The sequence below is a fragment of the Maritimibacter sp. 55A14 genome (assembly GCF_003122205.1).
GTDB lineage: Bacteria > Pseudomonadota > Alphaproteobacteria > Rhodobacterales > Rhodobacteraceae > QEYE01.
Window position 1 is genome coordinate 26,204 of sequence record NZ_QEYE01000018.1, and the last position, 23,518, is coordinate 49,721.

Genomic DNA, 23,518 nt, shown 5'->3' on the forward strand with positions numbered 1-23,518 from the left:
TTTCCGAACGGTCCGAAGTATACCTTCGGGCAAGCTGGAAGAAATGGGCAAGCGGCGTGGCGGGGTCACGCCGCTTTTCTGTTTCTCTCGTGCGGAGCATGCATGAGAGGCGGGCTTACCCATACATGGCGATTGATCACTCCCACGGGGACAGACCGAAGGACGCGCTGCTTCAGGCGGCACGGGAACAGTTCGAGCGGACGCGGCGGCAATTGAGGGATGTGCTGGCGCGGATCGAAGCGGGAGAGGCGGCGGCGGTCGCGCAGCTTGAAACGGCGCGGCAGCAGCTTTCCAAGTCCCTGACGAATGCGATCCAGGAGGAATCCAGATTTGAAGAATTCTGCAAGGCGGAGCGCGGCGCCGTCCACGGCCATGCCATCGACTTCGATGCGGCGCGCGCTGAAATCGGGCGCAGACTTGCTCGCCTCCGCGACAGTGGAGGAGGCGGAGGCGTTTCTGGACGGCCTGAGTGAGGAGTCGATGCTGGCGCTGCCCTGGCTCTTCGAGTTCTGGGCGCTGGAGCACCAGTTGCCGCCCGAGGGCGACTGGCGCACCTGGGTGATCCTGGGGGGGCGCGGGGCGGGCAAGACCCGCGCCGGGGCCGAGTGGGTCCGCGCGCAGGTCGAGGGCGCGCGCCCCCCCGATCCGGGCGCGGCGCGCAAGCTGGCGCTGGTGGGCGAGACGGTCGAGCAGGTCCGCGAGGTCATGGTCTTTGGCGACAGCGGCATCCTGGCCTGCTCCCCCCCCGACCGCCGCCCGGTCTGGGAGGCGACGCGCAAGCGCCTGGTTTGGCCCAACGGCGCCGTGGCGCAGGTCTTTTCGGCCCACGAGCCCGAAAGCCTGCGCGGGCCGCAATTCGACGCGGCCTGGCTGGACGAATTGGCGAAGTGGAAGAAGGCGCGCGACACCTGGGACATGCTGCAATTCGGCTTGCGGCTGGGCGACTGCCCGCGGCAGGTCGTGACCACCACGCCCAAGAACGTGTCCGTCCTGAAGGAGATACTGAGAACCCCCGGCACGGTCGTCACCTCGGCCCCGACGGAGGCCAACCGGGCCTGGCTGGCAGGATCCTTCCTCGAGGAGGTGCGGCGCAGATACGGCGGCACGCGGCTGGGCCGGCAGGAACTGGACGGCGTGCTGCTGGAGGATGCGGAGGGCGCGCTCTGGACCTCGGCGGGGATCGAGGCCTGCCGCATCGTCGAGGTGCCGGAACTGACACGCATCGTCGTCGCCGTCGATCCGCCGGTGACCGGCCATGCCCGGTCGGATGCCTGCGGCATCGTCGTGGCGGGTGCGGTGACCGAGGGGCCGCCGACCCAATGGCGCGCCGTTGTGCTGGAGGATGCCAGCGTGAGCGGCACCTCTCCGCAGCGCTGGGCGCAGGCGGCGATCGACGCGATGGCGCGGCACGGCGCGGACCGGCTGGTGGCCGAGGTCAACCAGGGCGGCGACCTGGTGGAGAGCGTGATCCGGCAGATCGATCCGCTGGTGCCGTTCCGCGCGGTGCGCGCCGCGCGGGGAAAGCAGGCCCGCGCCGAACCGGTGGCCGCGCTCTATGAGCAGAGGCGCGTTACCCATTGCCGTGGTCTGGACGCGCTGGAGGATCAGATGTGCCGAATGACGGCGCAGGGCTTTGAGGGCAAGGGCAGCCCCGACCGCGTGGATGCGCTGGTCTGGGCGCTGACCGATCTGATGATCGAGCCGGCCGCGCATTGGCGCAGGCCGCAGATGCGCGCGCTCTGAGAAGGGCACGGCGGCCCATTTTTCAAAAGTGAAACGAGGCGGCTGTCTGGCTGTCATCATGTCTCACCTCAGCAAGGGGAGCCAAACCGTTATGGTATTGCAGATATTTCGCCGCGAGAGGCCCGAGCCGCCAGAGGTCAAAGCCTCGGCCACAGGGCCCGTCGTGGCCTTGCACGGGGCCGGGCGCGTGGCCTGGAGCCCGCGCGATACGGTGTCGTTGACGCGCACGGGATTTACCGGGAACCCGGTCGGATTCCGCTGCGTGAAGCTGGTGGCGGAGGCTGCGGCGGCTCTGCCGCTGGTCTTGCAGGATGACGGGCGGCGCTTCGAGGCGCACCCGGTTCTGCGGCTGCTGGCGCGGCCCAACCCGGCGCAGGGCCGAGCCGACCTGCTGGAGGCGCTCTATGGTCAGTTGCTGCTGTCGGGCAACGGATATGTCGAGGCGGTGGGCGGCGAGGGGCTGCCACAGGAGTTGCACGTGCTGCGTTCCGACCGGATGAGCCTGATCCCCGGCGCGGATGGCTGGCCCATTGCTTATGAGTACAAGGTCGGTGCCAAGGCGCACCGCTTCGACATGACGGACAGCATGCCGGTTTGCCATATCCGCAGCTTCCATCCGCAGGACGACCATTACGGGCTGTCGCCCTTGCAGGCGGCGGCCTCGGCGGTCGATGTCCACAATGCAGCGAGCCGCTGGTCCAAGGCGCTGCTGGACAATGCCGCGCGGCCGTCCGGGGCGATCGTCTATCGCGGCGCGGACGGGCAGGGCGCGCTGTCGGAAGATCAGTATGCGCGGCTCCAGGACGAGATGGCGAGCTATCACCAGGGGGCCGTCAATGCCGGTCGTCCGATGCTGCTGGAAGGCGGGCTGGACTGGAAGCCGATGGGTTTCTCGCCCTCCGACATGGAGTTCCAGAAAACCAAGGAGAGCGCCGCGCGCGAGATCGCGCTGGCCTTCGGTGTGCCGCCGATGCTGCTGGGGCTGCCGGGGGATGCGACCTATGCCAATTACCAGGAGGCGAACCGCGCCTTCTACCGCCTGACGGTGCTGCCGCTGGCCGCGCGGGGTGACGGCAGCGCTGGCATCTTGGCTGGCCGGGTTCTGTGGCGAGTTGCTCGAGTTGAAGCCCGATCTCGACGCGGTGCCCGCCCTGGCATTGGAGCGCGAGGTGCATTGGGCGCGGATTGCCGGCACGGATTTCCTGAGTGAGGCGGAGAAGCGCCGTCTGCTGGGCTTGCCGCCACGCCCGGAGGAGGAATGACGGCGCGCCCGAAAGGCACCGGGTCGCGGTTTCTCTATGAGCCTTTCGATCCCACTGCGGCGCGGCTGGAGGCCAATGAGCGCGTGCTCGACGAACGCTGGTCGGCGCTGGAGCGGCGGTTGCAGGTGATCGAAACGGTGCTGGAGCGGGTCGAGAAACGGCTGTGGCTGGCGGTGTTCGCGGTGGCGAGTTTCGTGCTGACCCAGGGCGCTTTCAGCCTTCTGAAGATGATACCATAGGAGGAAATTGTCGTATGACTGAAAAAACTTGCGTTCCGACGCTCGAGCACAAGTTCTGCCAGTTCGACGCATCGCTCGATGTCACGGACACGGCCGAGATCTCGGGCTATGCCTCGCTTTTCGGGCGCGGCGACCAGGGCGGTGACGTGGTGCTGAAGGGCGCTTATACGCATTCGCTTCAGCGGCTGGGCGCCCAGGGCCGGTCGGTCAAGATGCTCTGGCAGCACGACCCGGCCCAGCCGATCGGTGTCTGGGGCGATGTGCGCGAGGACAGCCGGGGCCTGCATGTCAAGGGCCGCATCCTGACGGATGTGGCGCGCGGGCGCGACGCGATGGCGCTGGTCCGGGCAGGGGCGATCGACGGGCTGTCGATAGGTTATCGGACGGTGAAGGCCCGGAAGGATGCGAAAGGCCAGCGCCTGCTGGCCGAACTGGAGCTTTGGGAAGTGTCGCTGGTGACCTTCCCGATGCTTCCCGAAGCGCGGGTGGGCGCGAAGTCCGGCAATGCCGGCGACGCGGCACTCGCAATCGCGTTGGCGGAGATGTTTCGCGATGCCGGACGCACGCTGGCCGAGGAACGGGCCGGCGACCACCCCTGATCCCAAATACAGGATTTCCCATGACCGAGACCAAGACCAAGTCGCGGGGCGGCGTCGGAGTGCCCGATCCCGGCCCGCTTCCGGACGTGAAAGCTGCGATTTCATGTTTTTTGAGTGAATTCAAAGGCTTTCAATCCGACATCAGGACCAGACTTCAACAACAGGAAGAGCGAATTTCCATGCTGAACGCCAAGACCATGACCCGTAAGCGCCCGGCGCTCTCGACCGCCGCCGAGCCCGACCTGCCGCATCGCAAGGCATTCAATGCCTATCTGCGTTCCGGTGACGATGACGCGCTGCGCGGTCTGCAGTTGGAGGAGAAAGCGCTGTCGAGCGCGGTGTCCGCCGAGGGCGGGTATCTCGTCGATCCGCAGACTGCGGAGCGCATCCAGGGGGTTCTGAACTCCGCCGCGTCGATCCGCGCCATCGCCAACACGGTCGCGGTCGAGGCCACCGCCTATGACGTTCTGGTGGACCATACCGATGTCGGCGCCGGCTGGGCGACCGAGACGGCCTCGGCCACCGAGACCGGCACGCCGCTGATCGACCGCATCTCGATCCCGCTGCATGAGTTGAGCGCGCTGCCGAAGGCGTCGCAGCGGCTGCTCGACGACAGCGCCTTCGACGTGGAGGGCTGGCTGGCCGAGCGCATCGCCGACAAGTTTGCGCGCGCCGAGGCTGCGGCATTCATCAATGGTGACGGTATCGACAAGCCGACCGGGTTCCTCAACCATTCGACCATCGACAATGGCTCCTGGAGCTGGGGCAGCCTGGGCTATGTGCCTTCCGGCAAGGATGGCGATTTCGCCGATGTGAACCCGGCGGATGCGATCGTCGATCTGGTCTATGCGCTGGGCGCGCGCTACCGCGCCAATGCGAGCTTCGTGATGAATTCGAAGACCGCCGGGGCCGTGCGCAAGATGAAGGATGCCGATGGCCGCTTCCTGTGGTCGGACGGGCTGGCGGCGGGCGAGCCCGCGCGGCTGATGGGCTATCCGGTGCTGATCGCGGAGGACATGCCCGATATCGCGCTGGGCAGCCACGCCATCGCCTTTGGCGATTTTGGTGCCGGCTACACGATCGCCGAGCGGCCCGATCTGCGCATCCTGCGCGATCCCTTCTCGGCCAAGCCGCATGTGCTCTTCTACGCGACCAAGCGGGTGGGCGGCGATGTCAGCGACTACGCCGCGATCAAACTGCTGAAATTCGCGCTGACCTGAGCCGCGAGGTGACGGTTTGAGCGATGGCCCCGCGCGGTTTCGGCTGTGCGGGGCCGGGCGTGCGCGTCTGGCGTTGTCCAGCTGTTCCCTTCCGTCCGAGCGGCGCCGGGCGGCGCGCGCCCGAACGGTCCCCTGACGGAGATTTCCCATGATGTTAACCGAACTGACCAGCGTGCTGAGCACGGCCGTGCCGGTTGCGGAATTCCGCGACCATCTACGCCTGGGCCGCGGCTTTGCCGACGATGGATCGCAGGACGCGATCCTGGAGAGCTTTCTGCGCGCGGCCGTTGCGGCGATCGAGGCGCGTATCGGCAAGGTTCTGATCCGGCGGGATTTCCTGTGGTCGATCGGACGGTGGCGCGAGCCTGAGGCGCAGGCGCTGCCGGTGGCGCCGGTCGTCGCCCTGTCTGAGGTGCGGATCGTTGACGGGCTGGGCGCGGCGCATGTCGTCGATCCCGCGGCCTACCGGCTGGTGCAGGATGCGCTGCGCCCGCAGATCGCTGCGGCGGGCACCGCCCTGCCGCATGTGCCTGCGGGCGGGTCGGTGGAACTGGTGTTCCGGGCCGGTTATGGCGACACTTGGCCGGAAGTGCCCCTGGACCTGAGCCAGGCGGTCTTCCTTCTGGCCGCCCATTACTATGAACACCGCGCCGAGGCGGAGGGAGGTGGCGCGGCAATGCCATTCGGCGTCATGGCGCTTATCGAGCATTACCGCACCGTGCGGGTGATCGGGGGTGCCCGATGAGGCCGGTCCGTCTTAACCGCAAGCTGGTTCTGGAGGAGGCGCAGGGCCTGCTGGACGGCGCGGGCGGATTCACCGAGATGTGGGTTCCGCTGGGCACGATCTGGGCGGATCTGCGCCCGCGCACCGGACGTGAACGCGGCGACGGTGCGCTCAACGTGTCGGACATGGCCTGGCGTATCATTGTGCGCGCGGCCCCTCACGGCGCGCCGTCGCGCCCGCGCCCCGACCAACGCCTGCGCGACGGCGGGCGGGTTTTCCGCATCGAGGCCGTCGCCGAGGAGGGGTCGGACGGGCGATACCTGATCTGTTTTGCCAGCGAGGAGGCGGGCGCATGAGCTATGCGGTCTCGCCGGCCTTGCAGACTGCGGTCTATCAGGCGCTGGTGTCCGATCCAGCGCTCGGGGCGCTGGTGGGCGGCAATATCTTCGACATGCCGCCCGCAGGTGCCTTGCCGCAGCTTTATGTCAGCCTGGGTCCCGAGGAGGCGCGCGACCGGTCCGACGTGTCGGGGCAGGGGACGCGGCTGGATTTCAGCGTGAGCGTTGTGGGCGACGGCACCGGTTTTCAGGCCGTCAAGAATGTGGCGGCGGCGGTGGTGGATGCCTTGGTGGACGCGCCGCTGGTGCTGGCGCGGGGGCGGCTCGTGGGGCTGAACTTCCTGCGTGCCCGCGCGCGACGGGGCACCGGCGGCGAACAGCGAGAGATCGACCTGCGCTTCCGGGCGCTGGTCGAAGACGATTGATCCCTGGACAATATTTGGAGACACACATGGGCGCCCAGAAAGGCAAGGACCTCCTGGTCAAGCTGGACCTGACAGGTACCGGCACGTTCGAGACCATCGCGGGGCTGCGGGCCACGCGCATCAACTTCAATGCCGAGCCGGTCGATATCACGTCGCTCGACAGTCTCGGGGGCTGGCGCGAACTGCTGGCCGGCGCTGGGGTGCGGGCGGCCTCGATAACCGGCTCGGGTGTCTTCCGCGACGCCAATACCGACGAGCGCGCGCGGCAGATATTCTTCGACGGAGAGGTGCCAGATTTCCAGGTGATCATCCCGGATTTCGGCATCGTGGAGGGACCGTTCCAGATCACCGCGATCGAGTATGCCGGCACCCATGACGGCGAGGCGAGCTACGAACTGACACTGGCCTCGGCGGGGGCTCTGACATTCACGGGCATCTGATGGTCAATCCGTGGGCGGGCGAGGTTGCGCTGGTGGTGGATGGCGAGCGGCATGTCTGCAAACTGACCCTCGGGACGCTGGCCGAATTGGAGGCGGCGCTGGAGGCAGGGTCGCTGCTGGACCTGGTGGAGCGGTTCGAGACTGGCGGGTTTTCGACGCGCGACATCCTGGCGCTTGTGGTGGCCGGGATGCGCGGCGGCGGCTGGCAGGGCGATGCGGGCATCCTGCTGGCGGCGGAGATCGGCGGCGGGCCGATGGAGGCCGCGCGGGTGGCTGCGCAGCTTCTTGCGCGCGCCTTCCATGTGCCGGACGCGTCCGCGCCATGAGCATGCTGGACTGGCCGGGGCTGATGCGTGCGGGGCTCTGCGGGCTGGGATTGCGGCCGGCGGAATTCTGGTCGCTCACGCCGGCGGAGCTGATGACGATGCTGGGCCGCGCCGCGCCCGCGCCGGCGCTGTCGCGTGACCGGCTGGAGGAACTGGCCCGGCGCTATCCCGACATGGAAAAGAGGGCAGAGTGATGGATTTTCTGGACGATCTGGAGGGGCTGGACGAGCAGGTCCGGGCTCTGGAGACGAGCCTCGGCGGGGCGCGGGAGGTCTCGGCGGCCTTCCAGGGGGAACTGGCGTCGATGCGCCAGATGATGCTCTTCACCGGGCGCGAGGTGGGATCGCTGTCGCGCAGTATCGGCAGTGGGCTCAAGCGGGCCTTCGAGGGGCTGGTTTTCGATGGCGACCGGCTGTCGGACGCATTGCGCGATGTCGCGCGCTCGATGTCGGACGCCGCCTTCAACACCGCGATCCGACCGGTGCAGAACGCGCTGGGCGGGCTGGTGGCCAATGGCGTGAACGCGGCTGTCTCGGACATCCTGCCCTTTGAGAACGGGGCGAGTTTCAGCCAGGGGCGGGTGCGGCCTTTCGCCAGCGGTGGCGTGGTCTCGGGCGCGACGCTCTTTCCGATGCGCGGCGGCCTGGGCCTTATGGGCGAGGCCGGACCCGAGGCGATCATGCCGCTCGCACGCGGCGCCGACGGGCGGCTGGGCGTGCGCACGCAGGGCGGCAGCGGACGTTCTGTGCAGGTGACGATGAATATCAGCACCCCGGATGTCGAGGGGTTCCGCCGCTCGCAGTCGCAGCTCGCGGCACAGGTCGGCCGCGCGCTGGGGCGCGGCACGCGCAACAGGTAAGGACGGTCGATGAGCTTTCACGAGGTACGATTTCCAGCCGCGCTGAGCTTCGGGTCGGTGGGCGGGCCGGAGCGGCGCACCGAGATCGTCACGCTGGCCAACGGCTATGAAGAGCGTAACACGCCCTGGGCCGACGCACGCCGGCGTTACGATGCGGGGGTGGGGCTGCGGTCGCTCGACGATATCGAGACGCTGATCGCCTTCTTCGAGGCCCGGCAGGGGCAGCTTTTCGGGTTCCGGTGGAAGGATTGGACAGATTTCAAATCCTCTCTGCCCTCACGCGAACCGGGCTTCGGGGATCAGGTGATCGGGTTGGGCGACGGCTTGGCGCGCGCTTTTCAGCTGACCAAGCGCTACCGGTCCGGCGAACAGGAGTACCGCAGGCCGATCACCAAGCCCGTGGCCGGCAGCGTCCGGTTGGGGCTGGGCCGCGACGGGCTGGTGGAGGGCGTGCATTACGAGGTGGACGTGACGACCGGGCGCGTGACGCTGACCGATCCGCCGCCCGAGGGCGCGGAGGTGACGGCGGGGTTCGAGTTCGACGTGCCGGTGCGCTTCGACACCGACCGCATCCAGACATCGGTGGCGAATTTCAAGGCCGGGGAGATCCCCAACGTTCCGGTGGTGGAGGTGCGCGTCTGATGCAGGAGTTGAGTGAGAGGCTGGCGGCGCATCTGGCCGGCGGCGTGACAACGTTGACCCGCTGCTGGGCCGTGGCGCGGCGCGACGGGGTGGTGATGGGGTTCACCGATCACGACCGAGATCTGGCGTTTGATGGCATCGTGTTCCGCGCCGCGTCGGGGTTGACGGCCTCGGCGCTTCAGCAAAGCTCGGGCCTGTCGGTGGACAACGCGCAGGCCGTGGGCGCGCTGTCGGGCGCCGCGGTGACCGAGGCCGATATCCTGGCGGGGCGGTTCGACCGCGCGGAGGTTCGCATCTGGCTGGTCAACTGGGCCGAGCCCGAAGATCGGCTGATGCAGTTCCGCGGCAGTTTGGGCGAGATCCGCCGCGCCGATGGCGCCTTCGAGGCCGAGTTGCGCGGGCTGGCCGAGGCGCTCAATCAGCCGCAGGGCGCGATTTTCCACAAGCGCTGCGCGGCGGTGCTGGGCGACGAGCGCTGCCGTTTCGATCTCGAAACGCCGGGTTTCACCGAGACGCGGGCGGTGGAGGTGGTGGAGGACGGGCGTATTTTCCGCTTCGCGGAATTTGCCGGGTTCCAGCCGCGGTGGTTCGAAAAAGGCACCCTCCGGGTCGAGGACGGTCCCGCGACCGGCCTGGTTGGCGTGATCAAGAACGACCGGATCGAGGCGGACGGGCGGTTCCTGGAGCTTTGGGAGTCGCTGCGTGCCGATATCCGCCCGGGCGACCGTGTCCGGATCGAGGCGGGCTGTGACAAGCGCGAGGAAACCTGTCGCCTGAAATTCGATAATTTTAAGAACTTTCGTGGCTTCCCTCATATTCCAGGCGAGGACTGGCTGACCAGCTACCCGGTGCAGGCGGGCCGGAACGATGGCGGGAGCATGAACAATTGAGCGCGATCGGCGGGGAGGCGGTACGGATCGCCCGCGGTTGGATCGGCACGCCCTACATGCATCAGGCCTCGGCCAGGGGCGCGGGGGCGGATTGCCTGGGATTGCTGCGCGGCGTCTGGCGTGGGCTCTACGGGGCGGAGCCGGAAACGGTGCCGCCCTACACGATGGACTGGTCCGAGCCGTCGCACCGCGAGGTTCTCTGGCAGGCGGCGGAACGGCATCTCATTGCCTTGCCCGAAGGTGCCGCGGGACCGGGGGAGGTTCTGCTCTTCCGGATGCGGCGGGGAGCCGTGGCCAAGCATCTGGGGATTTCAGCGCGGACCGGCGCGGTCCCCACATTCATTCACGCCTATAGCGGGCACATGGTGGTGGAAAACCCGCTCTCCGCGCCCTGGGCGCGCCGGATCGTGGCGCGGCTTCAATTTCCGGAAAGGAGGTCCTGATGGCGACCATTCTGTTGTCTGCTGCCGGGGCGAGCGCGGGCGCGGCGATCGGCGGCTCGGTCCTGGGGCTCTCGTCGGCGGTGATCGGCCGGGCGGCGGGTGTCACTTTCGGCCGGGTGATCGACCAGAAGCTGATCGGTCAGGGTTCGGATGTGGTGGAGACCGGCCGGGTGGAGCGTTTCCGCCTGACCGGCGCGAGCGAGGGCGCCGCGATCCCGCTGACCTGGGGGCAGGTGCGGGTCGCGGGGCAGGCGATCTGGGCGTCGCGCTTCCGCGAGATTGTCACGGAGAGCGGTGGCGGCGGCAAGGGCGCGCCGAGCCCGCCCAAGACCCGCAGTTTCAGCTATACGGTCAGCCTGGCCATTGCGTTGGGTGAAGGCGTGGTCACCCGCTTGGGCCGCGTCTGGGCCGATGGCGTGGAAATCGCGGTGGATGATCTGAACCTGCGATTCTATCCGGGCGACGAGGTACAGATCGCCGATCCGCTGATCGAGGCGGTGGAGGGTGCGGGGCGTGCTCCGGCCTATCGGGGCACGGCCTATGTGGTGATCGAGGATCTGGACCTGTCGCGCTTCGGCAACCGGATCCCACAGTTCAGTTTCGAGATCTTCCGCGCCGCACGGCCGCAGGCGGCGGCCGGGCCGGGCCGGCCGGGCGATCTGGTTCGGGGGGTGGCGCTGATTCCCGGCACCGGTGAGTATGCGCTGGCCACGACATCGGTCCATGTCTCCGACGGGCCGGGCGTGAACCGTTGGCTCAACGTCAACACGCCGGGCAGCCGCACCGATTTCGACCGCTCGCTGGAGGCGCTGCGCGAGGAGGTTCCGAATTGCGGCGCCGTATCGCTGGTCGTGAGCTGGTTCGGTACCGATCTGCGTGCCGGACGGGGGCGCGTCGAGCCGCGCGTTGAACGGGCCGATCACGAAGGGGTGGAAATGCCCTGGCGTGTGAGCGGCGCGAGTCGCGCGGGCGTGGCCGAGGTCAGCCGGATCGACGGCCGCCCGTCTTTCGGCGGCACGCCGGCCGATGCAGCGGTGATCGAGGCGATTGCGGCGCTGCGCGCGGCCGGGCATGCGGCGATCTTCTATCCATTCGTGTTGATGGACATCCCGGCGGGCAACGGGCTGGCCGACCCCTGGAGCGAGGCGGAGGATCAGCCGGCCTTTCCCTGGCGCGGGCGGATTACGTCGGAGGTCGCGCCCGGTCGGCCGGGCTCGCCCGACGGGACGCAGGCCGCCGAGGCGGAGGTCGCGCGTTTCTTCGGCACCGCGCAGGTTGGGGATTTTACGCCTCAAGGCGCGGGCGTAGTCTATGCCGGGCCGCAGGAATGGTCCTACCGGCGCTTCGTGCTGCACTACGCCCATCTCTGTGCGCTGGCGGGGGGCGTTGAGGCATTCGTCATCGGTTCGGAACTTCGCAGTCTGACGCAGATCCGCGGCGCGGGCGGAAGTTTCCCGGCGGTCGCCGCGCTGCGCGCACTCGCGGGCGATGTCCGCGCGATCCTCGGGCCTGAAACCCGGATCGGTTATGCCGCGGACTGGAGCGAGTATTTCGGATATCATCCGCAGGACGGATCGGGCGATGTCTATTTCCATCTCGACCCGCTCTGGGCGGATGTCGCAATAGACTTCGTGGGGGTCGACAATTACATGCCGGTCGCCGATTGGCGGGAGGGCGAGGACCATGCCGACGCGAAATTCGGCGAGATTTACAATCTCGACTATCTGCGAGGCAATATAGCGGGCGGGGAGGGCTTCGATTGGTTCTATGGCTCCGAGGAAGAGCGCGCGGCACAGATCAGGACACCGATCACCGATGGCGCCTATGGCGAGCCCTGGGTGTTTCGGTTCAAGGATCTTCGCAACTGGTGGTCGCAGCCGCATTTCGAACGGATCGGCGGCGTGCGGCAGGAGACGCCCACGGCCTGGGAGCCGCAGTCCAAGCCCTTCTGGTTCACCGAGATCGGTTGCGCGGCGATCGACAAGGGTGCCAACGAACCCAACAAATTCCTGGATCCCAGATCGAGCGAGTCTTCCCTGCCGCGATTTTCCAACGGCCGGCGCGACGACCTGATGCTGCTGCAATATCTTCGTGCGGTGCTGGGATTCTGGTCCGAGCCGGAGAACAACCCGGTCTCGGAGATCTATGACGGGTCGATGGTCGATCCGTCGCGCATCCTGGTCTGGGCCTGGGATGCGCGCCCCTGGCCGGCCTTTCCGAACAACACCGCGCTCTGGTCCGATGGCGACAATTTTGCGCGCGGGCATTGGCTGAACGGGCGCCTCACGCTGGAGACGCTGGACGACGTGGTGGCCGAGATCAGCGAGCGTTCGGGGATGGACGCCTTCGATGTCTCGGGGCTTTATTCGGTATTGCGCAGATATGAGCTGTCGGATGTCTCGACGGCGCGCGCGGCGATTCAGCCGTTGGTTCTGGCCTATGGGTTCGACGCGGGGGAGCGCGGCGGGACGCTGCGCTTCTTCAACCGCGACGCGGCACCTGATGCGGTGCTCGACGAGCCGCGTCTCGCGGTTCTGCCGGGTGAGCCGGCGGGCGTGCAGACCCTTCGCGAGCCGGACGCCGAAACCGCTGGCCGCGTGCGGGTAATTTTCGTGGAGGCCGGCGGCGATTACGAAGCGCGCGCCGCCGAGACAATTTTTCCCGACGAGGAGACGCGCAGCGTGGCGCAGACGGACCTGCCGCTCGCGCTGACCCGTACGGAGGGGCAAGCGGCGGTCGAATGCTGGCTGGCCACGGCACGGGTGGGGCGCGATACGGCGCGGTTCGCGTTGCCGCCCTCGGCTATGCATCTGGGGGCGGGTGACGTTGTGCTGCATCGTGCCGGCGGGGATGACACGCTTTACCGGATCGACAGGGTGGAGGAGGCCGGCGCTCGGCTTTGCGATGCGGTGCGGGTGGAGCGCGGGCTCTACGCGCCAAGCGATGAGACCGAGCAGCTACCGCGGTTGCGCGCCTTCGCGCCCGTCACGCCGGTCTTTCCGCAATTCCTGGACCTGCCGCTGTTGACCGGCGACGAGGTGGCGCATGCCCCGCACTTGGCGGTGAGCGCCACGCCCTGGCCTGGCACCGTTGCAGTCTATTCGGCGCCATTCGACGAGGGCTACACGCTCAACCGGCTTTTCGAGACACCGAGCGTGGTGGGTGTGACCGAAACGGTTCTGGTGCGCGCGCCGTCGGGGCGGTGGGACAGGGGACCGGCGCTGCGGGTGCGAATGTTCGGAGGGGCGCTTTCCTCTGTCTCGGCGGAGCAGGTGTTGGCCGGTGCCAACGCGCTGGCGATCGGCGACGGCTCGACGGACAACTGGGAGGTGCTGCAGTTCCGGGATGCGGTGCTCGTGGATGAGGGGCGCTGGGATCTGACGCTACGGCTACGGGGGCAGGCCGGCACGGATGGTATTCAGCCCGACGCATGGCCCGTCGGCAGCCGGGTCGTGCTGCTGAACGGCGCGCCCGCGCAGGTCGACCTGCCGCTCTCGGCGCGCGATCTGGAGCGAAATTTCCGGATCGGTCCGGCGCAGCGGCCGGTGGACGATCCGGTTTTCGTGCATGTGGAGCAGGCGTTCCGCGGGATCGGGCTGCGCCCCTATGCGCCGGTGCATCTGCGGATGCAGGCGCAGGCGGACGGCGCGCTGGACCTGAGTTGGGTCCGGCGCAGCCGTATCGACGGCGATAGCTGGTCGTCGATCAAGGTGCCGTTGGGCGAGACGCGGGAAGCGTATCGGGTCCGGGTGATCCGGGACGGCGTAATCCTGCGCGAGGCGGAAACCACCGCGCCCGGTTGGCGCTACACCGCCGCGGCGCAGGCAGAGGATGGAGTCGCGGTGGCTTTCGAGTTGGCCGTGGCACAGCTTTCGGACAGTTTCGGGCCGGGACCCTTCGCATCGGTGGAGATCAATGGCTGATGCGGCCGGTCCTGCACGGGGATGTCGTGACCGCGGCGCGCGCGCTTTTGGCCGCGCCGCCGCTTTTGCGCGGCATGCTGGCAGAGCGGCTTGTGGCGGAGGCATGCTGGGCCGATATTTGGCGCAAGCGGCTGAGGCGGGCGCATCCAACCTGGGGGGACGGCACGCTGGAGGCGGCGGCGCGGCGGCGCGCGCTGGCGCGGGAGCCCTTCCTGAACGACGCGGATTATTGCGCATGCATGATGCTGGTCTTCGAGGCGCTGCTGGCGCGGCGCAGGGCGGGCCGGGCAATCAGCCGGAAGCGCAACTGACGCATCGCGTGACGGTCGGATCGAGGTCGAGGCGTCCGGGCGCGATCTCCTCGCCGCAATCCTCGCAATAGCCGAATTCGCCCGCGTCGAGGCGCGAGAGCGCGGCCCGGATGCGCAGGATCATCTGCTGGCGGCGGGCATGGGTGGCGTTCGCCATCGCCTGCTGCTGCATGGCGTCCATGCGCGACAGGCGCCCCACCGATTGCTGGTCCAACGCGACCGTGTCGCGGCTGCCTTCGGCCGCCTTATCCTGATCGGAAAGCTCCGCCAGCATGTCGTGCAGGCGGGTCCGGAAGGCCGCAAGACGGTCATCAGGGACGGTCATGTTACGGATTACCCTTTCTCATTTGGTCCGTAGCGCTTATCTGGTGTAGAAGATGGGCATCCAGGAGGAAAGCGCCATGGCCAAGAGACGCACGAATCTGTCCGCGATCGACCCGGTTTGGGACCGGATCTGCGACGAAGCCGAGCGGGTGGTTCAGGAAGAGCCGCTTCTGGGCGGGCTCGTGCATTCCAGCCTGCTGCACCATCCGACGCTGGAACGGTCGCTGGCCTACCGGCTGTCTATGAAACTGGCCTCCGGCGAGATGTCCGAGCAAATCCTGCGCGAGATTTTCGACGAGGCGCATGGCCGCGCCCCCGAACTGGGCCGCGCGGCGCGGGCCGATCTGGTGGCGGTCTACGAGCGCGACCCGGCCTGCCACAGGCTGTTGCAGCCGGTTCTCTACTTCAAGGGCTACCAGGCGGTGCAATCCTACCGGCTGGCGCATTGGCTCTACGAGATCGGGCGCAAGGACATGGCCTTCTTCATCCAGATGCGCGTCTCGGAAGTGTTCGGTGTCGATATTCACCCGGCTGCCCGGCTGGGGCAGGGGATCATGATCGACCACGCCCATTCCATCGTGATCGGGGAGACCGCGGTCGTCGGCGACAATGTCTCGATGCTGCACTCGGTGACGCTGGGCGGCACCGGCAAGGAGGACGGCGACCGGCACCCGAAGATCGGCGATGGCGTGATGATCGGTGCGGGTGCCAAGGTGCTGGGCAATATCACCGTGGGCCATTGCTCGCGCATCGCCGCGGGTTCGGTCGTGTTGGAGGCGGTGCCGCCGATGAAAACGGTGGCGGGCGTGCCGGCGAAGATCGTGGGCGAGGCGGGATGCGCGCAGCCCGCGATCAGCATGGACCAGCTTCTCAACAGCCCCAGCGAAAATCTCTGAGCCATTCAGGCCCCGCGCAACGGTTGAGGAAAACGAAAACGCCCGCCTGTCCAGGCGGGCGTTCTTTTGTGTTCGCGTGTGGCCCGGTCAGGCCAGCATGCCGAGCGGGTTTTCCAGGTGCGTCTTGACCGCGGCCAGAAATTCCGCGCCGAGCGCACCGTCGATGACACGGTGGTCGACCGAGAGCGTGCAGGACATCACAGTGGCGGTGGTCAACTCGCCATCCGCGCCGACAACGGGTTTGCGGACCCCGGCGCCCACGGCCAGGATCGAGCCGTGCGGCGGATTGATGACGGCGTCGAAATTCTCGATCCCGAACATGCCAAGATTGGAGATCGCAAAGCTGCCGCCGACATATTCATGCGGCGCGAGCTTGCGGTCGCGGGCGCGGCTGGCGAGATCCTTCATTTCCGCCGAGAGCGTCGAGAGCGTCTTGAGATGCGCGTCCTTGAGGACCGGAGTGAAGAGCCCGCCTTCGACCGCGACGGCCACCGCCACATCCGAGGGTTTGAGTTTCAGTATCCGGTCACTGGCCCAGACCGCGTTGCAGTCGGGGACTTCCTGCAGGGCCAGCGCGCAGGCCTTAATGATGAAGTCGTTGACCGAGAGTTTCACGCCGCGCTCTTCAAGCTGCTTGTTGAGCTGGGAGCGGAATTTCAGCAGCGCGTCCAGTTCGATATCACGGCGAAGGTAAAAATGCGGGATGGTCTGCTTGGCCTCGGTCAGGCGAGCGGCCACGGTGCGGCGCATGCCGTCGAGCGGCATTTCCTCGTAGTCACGATCCGCGAACATCTTGGCCACCTGATCCGCCGACGGGCCGGACGGGGCGGCCGCCTGCGCCGCAGGGGCGGCTTTGGCGGCGGGCGCTTTGGCGGCCTCGGCTGGCTTTGCGTCCTCCACATCGGCCCTGACGATGCGGCCATGCGGGCCGGAGCCCTTGATCGCGGTCAGATCGAGGCCCTTCTCGGCGGCGATCCGGCGGGCGAGGGGGGAGGCGAAGATACGCTCCCCCTCCGCGGTTTCCGGGGCGGCCGGGGCCCTGGTGTCCGGGCCGTTCCCACTTTCAGGTTTCGTGGCCGTGTCTTCGGATTTCGCGGGCTTGTCTTCCGTCTTCGGCTTCTCGGAGCCGTCGCCGCCCGCGGTGTCGCTCTCGATATCCTCAGCGCTCTCGCCTTCCTCCAGCAGCACGGCGATGGGCGTGTTGACGGCGACATTGGCGGTGCCCTCGGAGATAAGGATCTTGCCGATCCGGCCCTCGTCGACGGCCTCGAATTCCATCGTCGCCTTATCGGTCTCGATCTCGGCCAGAAGATCGCCGGAGGAGACCTCGTCACCCTCCTTGACCAGCCATTTCGCAAGCGTGCCTTCCTCCATCGTCGGAGACAGCGCGGGCATGAGAATTTCAGTGGGCATGGGCGGCGCTCCTCAGCGGTATGTCACTTGCTTGACGGCGTCCAGCACCTCGGCGACCGAGGTCAGCGCCAGTTTCTCGAGGTTCGCGGCATAGGGCATGGGCACGTCCTTGCCGGTGCAGTTGATGACCGGCGCGTCGAGATAGTCGAACGCCTGCTGCATCAGCACTGCGGAAATGTGGTTGCCGATCGAGCAGACCGGCCAGCCCTCCTCGATGGTGACGCAGCGGTTGGTCTTCTTTACCGAGCGTATTACCGCGTCGGTGTCCATTGGTCTGAGCGTGCGCAGGTCGATCACCTCGGCCTCGATCCCGTCCTCGGCCAGCTTCTCGGCCGCTTCGAGTGCGTAGGTCATGCCGATGCCGAAGCTCACAAGCGTCACGTCCGAGCCCTCGCGCCAGATGCGCGCCTTTCCCAGCGGGACGGTGAAATCGTCCATCACCGGCACTTCGAATGACTTGCCGTAGAGGATCTCGTTCTCCAGGAAAATCACCGGGTTGGGGTCGCGGATCGCGGATTTGAGCAGCCCCTTGGCGTCGGCGGCGGAATAGGGCTGCACCACCTTGAGTCCGGGGATCTGCGCGAACCAGGCGGCGTAGTCCTGGCTATGCTGGGCGGCAACGCGCGCCGCCGCGCCGTTGGGGCCGCGGAAGACCATAGGACATCCCATCTGGCCGCCGGACATGTAGAGCGTCTTGGCCGCCGAGTTGATGATCTGGTCGATGGCCTGCATGGCGAAGTTCCAGGTCATGAATTCCACGATCGGGCGCAGCCCGCCGAAGGCGGCACCCACGCCCAGCCCGGCGAAGCCGTGCTCGGTGATCGGCGTGTCGATCACGCGCTTGGCCCCGAATTCGTCCAGCAGCCCCTGCGTGACCTTGTAGGCGCCCTGGTATTCGGCCACTTCCTCGCCCATCACGAAGACGCTGTCGTCGCGCCGCATCTCCTCGGCCATCGCATCGCGCAGTGCCTCGCGCATCGCGGTGGATTTCATCTCGGTCCCTTCGGGGATCTCGGGGTCTTGCGGGGCGGGTTCGGATTTCGGTTTCGCGGGGGACTTGGAGGATGCGGGCTCCGCCTTTTCCGCGGGTTTGCTTTCGGTCTCGTCGCCGCCCGACTCGGCGCTCTCGATATCCTCCGCGCTCTCGCCTTCCTCCAGCAGCACGGCGATGGGCGTGTTGACGGCGACATTGGCGGTGCCCTCGGAGATAAGGATCTTGCCGATCCGCCCCTCGTCGACGGCCTCGAATTCCATCGTCGCCTTGTCGGTCTCGATCTCGGCCAGGATGTCGCCGGAGGCGACCTCGTCGCCCTCCTTGACCAGCCATTTGGCGAGCGTGCCTTCCTCCATCGTCGGAGACAGCGCGGGCATAAGAATCTCGGTAGGCATGTGCGGTCTCTCCTCAGGCTTCCTGCGGCACTTCGGTGGCGTAGATGTCGGTCCAGAGCTCGCCCTCATCGGGCTCCGGGCTTTCCTTGGCGAAGTCGGCGGCGGCGTTGATCGTGGCCTTGATTTCCTTGTCGATGGCCTTGAGGTCCTCCTCGCCCGCATGCTTGCCCGCAATCAGCACGTCGCGGATATGCTCGATCGGATCCTTCTCGTCGCGGATTTTCTGAACCTCTTCGCGGGTGCGGTATTTGGCCGGGTCGGACATGGAATGACCGCGATAGCGGTAGGTTTTCATCTCCAGGATATAGGGGCCCTTGCCCGCGCGGCAGTGCTTGACCGCCTTCTCGCCCGCTGCCTTGACGGCCTCGACATCCATGCCGTCCACGGCCTCGCCCGGAATGCCGAATGGCTCTCCGCGCGTGTAGATCTCCGGCGTGGAGGTCGACCGCTTCTGCGATGTACCCATGGCGTACTGGTTGTTCTCGATCACGAAGATCACCGGCAGCTTCCAGAGGCTCGCCATGTTGAAGGTCTCGTAGACCTGGCCCTGGTTCGCGGCGCCGTCGCCGAAATAGGTGAAGGTGACACGGCCGTTCTCGCGATACTGGTCCGCGAAGGCCAGTCCGGCGCCCAGCGGGACGTTGGCGCCGACGATGCCATGGCCGCCGTAGAAATGCTTGTCCTTGGAGAACATGTGCATCGAGCCGCCCTTGCCGCGCGAATAGCCGCCGTCGCGTCCCGTCAACTCGGCCATGACACCGTCAGGGTCCATCCCGCAGGCCAGCATATGCCCGTGGTCGCGATAGGTGGTGATGCGCTTGTCGCCTTCCTCGGACGCGGCCTCCAACCCCACGACGACGGCTTCCTGACCGATATAGAGATGGCAGAACCCGCCGATCAGCCCCATGCCATAAAGCTGGCCCGCCTTTTCCTCGAATCGCCGGATCAGCAGCATGTCCCGGTAGAATTGGAGAAGCTCTTCCTTCGAGGCACTTGATTTGTTGGAGGTTTTTCGGGTGGCCATGATGCGCGATCCCCTAGCTTTAAAAGTAGTTCAACATTAAACAATATTATATAACGCAGGAGTCGCCGCAACGCACGGAAAAATTGCGAGGGTGGCCGATGGCCGGAGTCGAGCGGTTCAGCGGATGATGATTTCGTCAGCCCGGATCAGGCCAAGCACCTTGCGGGCCTGCTCGTCGAGCAGGTCGAGGTCGAGATAGCTGTCGGACATTCGCCTTGTGCGGTTTTCCATCCAGGCGATCTCGCGCCGCAGGGCCTCGCGTTCGGCCTTCAGCGCGTCACCCTCGGCCTCAAGCTGGATGCGGCGGAACAGGCCGTAATCCCCCTGCACGGCGGCGAATGTGAAATACGCGCCGAGTGACATGGCCAGGGTCAGATAAATCGCCGCGCCGATCGCGGGGCGCCCGTTTCCTGGGGACATAACCGTCTACTGCCTCTACATGCCGCGTCTTTTGTCGCGCGGCTGAAGGCCACTCTGCCACAGGTGATTCGCCTTGTGAATCCCCCATCCCTTAAAAAGCGGTGCGGTGGCGGAAAAGCCCCGGCCGCGCCGCAGGTTCAGCCCGCCACGGAGGCCGCGTGGATGCTGTCGATGGTGGCGGCCAGCGTGGCGTTGAATTCTGCATCGGACTGGTCGGCCGAAAGCCCCTCTGTCAGCGCACGGGAAAAGGAGGCGACCACGCCCGCATTCTGTGCCAGCCGGGCATTTGCCTCGTCCCGCGAATACCCCCCGGAGAGCGCGACGACCCGCATCACCGCCGGATGATCCACCAGCGGATGGTAGAGATTGGCAACCTCCGGCAGGGTGAGTTTCAGCATCACTTCCTGGCCTTCCGGCAGGGCGTCGAGATTGCGGGCGATCTCGGCCAGCAGAAACTCCTCGGCTGCCGCTTTGTCGTCGATGCTGATCGTCACTTCGGGCTCGATGATCGGGATCAGCCCGTGGCCGAGGATATGGCGGCCGATCTCGAATTGCTGATCGACGATCGCGCGGATGCCCGCGGGCGCGGCCGCGTCGATGACCGAGCGCATCTTGGTGCCGAATATGCCCGCCGCCTTGGCGCGCTCCAGCAGCGCATCGAGATCGGGCATCGGCTTCATCAGCCGCACGCCGTCGGCGCTGTCCGCCAACCCCTTGTCGACCTTCAGGAAGGGGACCACGCGGCGGTCCTCCCACAGGTAGGTGGCCGAGGGCTTGCCCGCGATCTGCCGATCCATCGTCATCTCGAAGAGGATCGCGCCGATCACCCGATCGCCGGTGAAGGCGGGGGCCTGGGCGATGCGCGCGCGCATCTGGTGGATCAGGTCGAACATCTCGGCCTCGGAGCCATAGGCGTCTTCTCCGATGCCGTAGAGCTTCAGCGCCTTGGGCGTGGAGCCGCCGCTCTGGTCCAGCGCCGCGATGAAGCCCTTGCCGCTGCGCATCTGCTCTGCCTGGGTCTGGTTGGTCATCTCGCTCTCCACTCTCGGCCGACAATGATTTCCCGCGACAATACCGGGACGCGGGCGCCCCTGCGCCTGTCTAGGTCAAGGCGCGTGGCTTTTCAATCGGCCCGCGCGCAGGCTTCCAGTGCCGCCACGCCGGGCAATGTCTTGCCCTCCATCCACTCCAGGAAGGCGCCGCCGGCGGTGGAGATATAGCTGAAATCCCCGGCCACCCCGGCATGGTTGAGCGCCGCCACCGTGTCGCCGCCGCCGGCCACGCTGACCAGCGCGCCGGAGCGGCTGAGTTCGGCGGCCATCTTGGCGGCGGCCGTGGTGGCGGCGTCGAAGGGCGCGATCTCGAAAGCGCCCAGCGGGCCATTCCAGATCAGCGTGCGGCAGGCGCGGAAGGCGCTGGTGATGCGCGCCACGCTCTCGGGGCCGGCGTCGAGGATCATCGCGTCCTCGGGGCAACGCGCGGCGTCCACGACCGAATGCGGGGCATCCGCCCGGAACTCCCGCGCGACGACCACATCCGAGGGCAGCAGGATCTCGCAGCCCGTCTCCGCCGCGCAGTCCATGATCTCGGCGGCGGTGCCGGTCATGTCGTGTTCGGCCAGCGACCGGCCGATGCCGATATGCTGCGAGGCCAGGAAGGTGTTTGCCATAGCGCCGCCGATCACCAGCTTGTCCACCTTGCGGATCAGGTTCGACAGCAGTTCGATCTTGGTGGAGACCTTGGCGCCCCCCACGACCGCCAGGACCGGGCGTTCCGGAGTGGTCAGCGCGGCTTCGAGTGCGCGCAGTTCCGCCTCCATCAGCCGGCCCGCGCAGCACGGCAGCAGATGCGCCAGCCCCTCGGTGGAGGCATGCGCCCGATGCGCGGTGGAAAAGGCGTCGTTGACATAGACATCGCCCAGCGCCGCCAGGGTCGCGGCGAAATCGGCATCGTTGGCCTCCTCGCCGGGATGGAATCGGACATTTTCCAGCAGCAGCACGTCGTCGCCCGCCACCAGCCCCGCGGCGCGCGCCGGCGCCTCCTCCAGCGTGGCGAACCCCACCAGCCGGCCCAGCGCGCGCTCCAGCGCGGGCAGGACGACGGCCAGCGACATCTCCGGCACGGCCTTGCCCTTGGGGCGGCCGAAATGCGCGAGCAGGATCGGCTTGCCGCCGGCCGCGATGATGTCGTTCACGGTGGGCAGGATGCGCCTGATACGGGTGTCGTCGGTGACCAGCCCGCCCGAGACCGGCACGTTGATGTCCACCCGCACCAGCACGCGCTTGCCGGCCAGTTCCATGTCGTCGAGGGTCTTCCAGGCCATGTCGTCTCCTGCTCAGGCGGACCGTGGCGCGGGGTCTAGCGCCAGAAGGCCAGCCATTCGGTCAGTTCGGTGAGCTTCTGAACCAGGAACAGAGTGTTCGCCCAGTCGAAGATCTGCGCGTCGATCACCAGCAGCAGGACCAGGGCCAGCGCCAGGAAGAGTGCGATCCTGTCGGTCATGGCCCCGGCCCCCGCCCGCGCGATCAGAGTTGCCGGCCCATTGCCACGGCCATGTCGGCCATGCGGCAGGAGAAGCCCCATTCGTTATCGTACCAGGCCAGCACCCGCACCAGGCGGCCGCCCACGACCTTGGTCTGGTCGGGCGCGAAGATCGACGACTCGGTGGTGTGATTGAAGTCGATGGAAACCTTGGGCTCGGGATCCCAGGCCAGGATGCCGGCCATCGCGCCTTCCGCGGCCTTGCGCGCGGCTTCGTTGACCTCCTCCACGGTCACGTCGCGGCCCGCGACGAAGCTCAGATCGACGGCCGAGACATTGGGCGTGGGCACGCGCATCGCGGTGCCGTCGAGCTTCCCGGCCAGTTCCGGCAGTACCTCGCCCAGCGCCTTGGCCGCGCCGGTGGAGGTCGGGATCATCGCCATCGCCGCGGCGCGCGCCCGGTAGAGGTCCTTGTGGCGGCGGTCCAGCGTCGGCTGGTCGCCGGTATAGCTGTGGATGGTGGTCATGATGCCGCTCTCGATGCCGAAGGCGTCATGCATCACCTTGGCCACCGGGGCCAGGCAGTTGGTGGTGCAGGAGCCGTTGGAGATTACCAGTTCGGACGGCTTCATGTCCTTGTCGTTCACGCCGAAGACCACGGTGCGGTCCGCGCCCTTGGCGGGGGCAGAGACCAACACCCGCCTGGCGCCATGCTCCAGATGCACGGCCGCCGCCTCGCGCGAGTTGAACTTGCCGGAACATTCCAGGACGATGTCGCAACCCGACCAGTCCAACTCATGCGGGTCGTAGGTGGAGAAGACCTTGATCGGCCCGCGGCCCAGATCCATCGTGTCGCCCTCGACCCGGATATCGCCGCGGAACCGGCCATGTACGCTGTCATAGCGCATCAGGTGGGCGTTGGTCTCGATCGGGCCGGTCGCGTTCATCTTGACGACCTCCACATCGTTGCGCCCGCTCTCGATGATATGGCCAAGGGTGCAGCGGCCGATCCGGCCCATTCCGTTGATCCCGACGGTGATGGTCATGGGAATACTCCTGCGCATGATGGGTTTGGCGGCCATATAGCGGCCCTTGCGCGGGGCTGAAAGACGTAAAAGGCAGGCAGGCCGCACTGTTAGCGCAAACTGCGACAAGCTTGCCGCGCCGCGCGCCGCGCGGCTTGCCTG

At 67.1% G+C, this 23,518-nt stretch carries 27 protein-coding genes and 1 pseudogene; 19 read left to right on the forward strand and 9 right to left on the reverse strand.

The annotated features are described in order from the left end of the window. Positions 1 to 125: 125 nt before the first annotated feature. From DDZ14_RS19895 to DDZ14_RS14590, 18 genes and pseudogenes are all read left to right on the forward strand, one after another. Positions 126 to 473 carry a hypothetical protein gene (locus tag DDZ14_RS19895; RefSeq protein ID WP_199221354.1) on the forward strand — a complete coding sequence of 116 codons (348 nt, stop codon included), beginning with the start codon at positions 126 to 128 and terminating at the stop codon, positions 471 to 473. Beyond that, the gene (locus tag DDZ14_RS14510; RefSeq protein WP_369915120.1) at positions 388 to 1,743 is read left to right on the forward strand and encodes a DNA-packaging protein; all 1,356 of its coding nucleotides are present in this window, start codon (positions 388 to 390) and stop codon (positions 1,741 to 1,743) included. Before DDZ14_RS19895 ends, DDZ14_RS14510 begins: the two co-directional genes overlap by 86 nt. 91 nt (positions 1,744 to 1,834) lie before the next feature. Further along, a pseudogene (locus DDZ14_RS14515) lies at positions 1,835 to 3,005 on the forward strand (phage portal protein). Next, entirely contained in the window at positions 3,002 to 3,244 is a 243-nt protein-coding gene (locus DDZ14_RS14520; RefSeq protein WP_109425703.1) for a hypothetical protein, read from the forward strand. The pseudogene DDZ14_RS14515 and the gene DDZ14_RS14520 overlap by 4 nt, the downstream one beginning before the upstream one ends. Positions 3,245 to 3,258: 14 nt before the next feature. Beyond that, positions 3,259 to 3,843, forward strand: a complete 585-nt coding sequence (locus tag DDZ14_RS14525; RefSeq protein ID WP_109425704.1) for an HK97 family phage prohead protease — start codon at positions 3,259 to 3,261, stop codon at positions 3,841 to 3,843. 20 nt (positions 3,844 to 3,863) lie between these two features. Beyond that, complete coding sequence (locus DDZ14_RS14530; RefSeq protein WP_109425705.1) at positions 3,864 to 5,063, forward strand: phage major capsid protein; 1,200 nt, start codon at positions 3,864 to 3,866, stop codon at positions 5,061 to 5,063. A gap of 148 nt (positions 5,064 to 5,211) precedes the next feature. After that, positions 5,212 to 5,808, forward strand: coding sequence for a head-tail connector protein (locus DDZ14_RS14535; protein WP_109425706.1), 597 nt, complete (start codon positions 5,212 to 5,214; stop codon positions 5,806 to 5,808). Continuing rightward, on the forward strand, positions 5,805 to 6,143 hold the full coding sequence (locus DDZ14_RS14540) for a head-tail adaptor protein (protein WP_109425707.1): 339 nt from the start codon (positions 5,805 to 5,807) through the stop codon (positions 6,141 to 6,143). The genes DDZ14_RS14535 and DDZ14_RS14540 overlap by 4 nt, the downstream gene beginning before the upstream one ends. Then, entirely contained in the window at positions 6,140 to 6,550 is a 411-nt protein-coding gene (locus DDZ14_RS14545; protein ID WP_109425708.1) for a DUF3168 domain-containing protein, read from the forward strand. The genes DDZ14_RS14540 and DDZ14_RS14545 overlap by 4 nt, the downstream gene beginning before the upstream one ends. Positions 6,551 to 6,576: 26 nt before the next feature. Further along, positions 6,577 to 6,990, forward strand: coding sequence for a phage major tail protein, TP901-1 family (locus DDZ14_RS14550; protein WP_109425709.1), 414 nt, complete (start codon positions 6,577 to 6,579; stop codon positions 6,988 to 6,990). Next, a complete protein-coding gene (locus DDZ14_RS14555) occupies positions 6,990 to 7,316 on the forward strand; it encodes a gene transfer agent family protein (RefSeq protein ID WP_109425710.1) in 327 nt (108 codons plus the stop codon). Before DDZ14_RS14550 ends, DDZ14_RS14555 begins: the two co-directional genes overlap by 1 nt. Beyond that, positions 7,313 to 7,510 carry a rcc01693 family protein gene (locus DDZ14_RS14560; protein ID WP_109425711.1) on the forward strand — a complete coding sequence of 66 codons (198 nt, stop codon included), beginning with the start codon at positions 7,313 to 7,315 and terminating at the stop codon, positions 7,508 to 7,510. The genes DDZ14_RS14555 and DDZ14_RS14560 overlap by 4 nt, the downstream gene beginning before the upstream one ends. After that, positions 7,510 to 8,175: a phage tail tape measure protein gene (locus DDZ14_RS14565; protein WP_109425712.1), complete on the forward strand. Its 666-nt coding sequence runs from the start codon at positions 7,510 to 7,512 to the stop codon at positions 8,173 to 8,175. The genes DDZ14_RS14560 and DDZ14_RS14565 overlap by 1 nt, the downstream gene beginning before the upstream one ends. A gap of 9 nt (positions 8,176 to 8,184) precedes the next feature. After that, positions 8,185 to 8,817 (forward strand): DUF2460 domain-containing protein, encoded by a 633-nt coding sequence (locus DDZ14_RS14570; RefSeq protein ID WP_109425713.1) that lies wholly within the window; start codon positions 8,185 to 8,187, stop codon positions 8,815 to 8,817. Then, on the forward strand, positions 8,817 to 9,707 hold the full coding sequence (locus DDZ14_RS14575) for a DUF2163 domain-containing protein (RefSeq protein ID WP_109425714.1): 891 nt from the start codon (positions 8,817 to 8,819) through the stop codon (positions 9,705 to 9,707). The genes DDZ14_RS14570 and DDZ14_RS14575 overlap by 1 nt, the downstream gene beginning before the upstream one ends. Then, entirely contained in the window at positions 9,704 to 10,150 is a 447-nt protein-coding gene (locus DDZ14_RS14580; RefSeq protein ID WP_109425715.1) for a peptidase, read from the forward strand. The genes DDZ14_RS14575 and DDZ14_RS14580 overlap by 4 nt, the downstream gene beginning before the upstream one ends. Then, positions 10,150 to 14,073: a glycoside hydrolase/phage tail family protein gene (locus tag DDZ14_RS14585; RefSeq protein ID WP_109425716.1), complete on the forward strand. Its 3,924-nt coding sequence runs from the start codon at positions 10,150 to 10,152 to the stop codon at positions 14,071 to 14,073. Before DDZ14_RS14580 ends, DDZ14_RS14585 begins: the two co-directional genes overlap by 1 nt. Continuing rightward, positions 14,073 to 14,384 carry a hypothetical protein gene (locus DDZ14_RS14590; protein WP_109425717.1) on the forward strand — a complete coding sequence of 104 codons (312 nt, stop codon included), beginning with the start codon at positions 14,073 to 14,075 and terminating at the stop codon, positions 14,382 to 14,384. Before DDZ14_RS14585 ends, DDZ14_RS14590 begins: the two co-directional genes overlap by 1 nt. Here the strand turns inward: DDZ14_RS14590 and DDZ14_RS14595 are convergent. Then, positions 14,365 to 14,709 carry a TraR/DksA family transcriptional regulator gene (locus DDZ14_RS14595; protein WP_109425718.1) on the reverse strand — a complete coding sequence of 115 codons (345 nt, stop codon included), beginning with the start codon at positions 14,707 to 14,709 and terminating at the stop codon, positions 14,365 to 14,367. The genes DDZ14_RS14590 and DDZ14_RS14595 overlap by 20 nt on opposite strands. A 76-nt stretch (positions 14,710 to 14,785) precedes the next feature. Between DDZ14_RS14595 and cysE the strand changes: the two genes are divergently transcribed. Continuing rightward, positions 14,786 to 15,604 (forward strand): serine O-acetyltransferase, encoded by an 819-nt coding sequence (gene cysE, locus DDZ14_RS14600; protein ID WP_109425747.1) that lies wholly within the window; start codon positions 14,786 to 14,788, stop codon positions 15,602 to 15,604. Between the two features lie 87 nt (positions 15,605 to 15,691). Here the strand turns inward: cysE and DDZ14_RS14605 are convergent, their stop codons facing one another. The 8 genes from DDZ14_RS14605 to gap all read right to left on the reverse strand — a co-directional run bounded on the left by DDZ14_RS14605 (position 15,692) and on the right by gap (position 23,377). Continuing rightward, positions 15,692 to 17,017 (reverse strand): pyruvate dehydrogenase complex dihydrolipoamide acetyltransferase, encoded by a 1,326-nt coding sequence (locus tag DDZ14_RS14605; protein WP_109425719.1) that lies wholly within the window; start codon positions 17,015 to 17,017, stop codon positions 15,692 to 15,694. Between the two features lie 12 nt (positions 17,018 to 17,029). After that, positions 17,030 to 18,406, reverse strand: a complete 1,377-nt coding sequence (locus DDZ14_RS14610; RefSeq protein ID WP_109425720.1) for a pyruvate dehydrogenase complex E1 component subunit beta — start codon at positions 18,404 to 18,406, stop codon at positions 17,030 to 17,032. A gap of 13 nt (positions 18,407 to 18,419) precedes the next feature. Next, positions 18,420 to 19,430 (reverse strand): pyruvate dehydrogenase (acetyl-transferring) E1 component subunit alpha, encoded by a 1,011-nt coding sequence (pdhA, locus tag DDZ14_RS14615; protein ID WP_109425721.1) that lies wholly within the window; start codon positions 19,428 to 19,430, stop codon positions 18,420 to 18,422. A gap of 117 nt (positions 19,431 to 19,547) precedes the next feature. After that, positions 19,548 to 19,850, reverse strand: coding sequence for a septum formation initiator family protein (locus DDZ14_RS14620; RefSeq protein WP_109425722.1), 303 nt, complete (start codon positions 19,848 to 19,850; stop codon positions 19,548 to 19,550). 137 nt (positions 19,851 to 19,987) lie between these two features. After that, entirely contained in the window at positions 19,988 to 20,881 is an 894-nt protein-coding gene (locus tag DDZ14_RS14625) for a fructose bisphosphate aldolase (protein ID WP_109425748.1), read from the reverse strand. Between the two features lie 92 nt (positions 20,882 to 20,973). Continuing rightward, a complete protein-coding gene (gene pgk, locus DDZ14_RS14630) occupies positions 20,974 to 22,173 on the reverse strand; it encodes a phosphoglycerate kinase (protein WP_109425723.1) in 1,200 nt (399 codons plus the stop codon). Positions 22,174 to 22,208: 35 nt separating this feature from the next. Continuing rightward, positions 22,209 to 22,352, reverse strand: a complete 144-nt coding sequence (locus tag DDZ14_RS19900) for a hypothetical protein (RefSeq protein ID WP_199221353.1) — start codon at positions 22,350 to 22,352, stop codon at positions 22,209 to 22,211. 23 nt (positions 22,353 to 22,375) lie between these two features. Further along, positions 22,376 to 23,377: a type I glyceraldehyde-3-phosphate dehydrogenase gene (gap, locus tag DDZ14_RS14635; RefSeq protein WP_109425724.1), complete on the reverse strand. Its 1,002-nt coding sequence runs from the start codon at positions 23,375 to 23,377 to the stop codon at positions 22,376 to 22,378. Positions 23,378 to 23,518 lie beyond the last annotated feature (141 nt).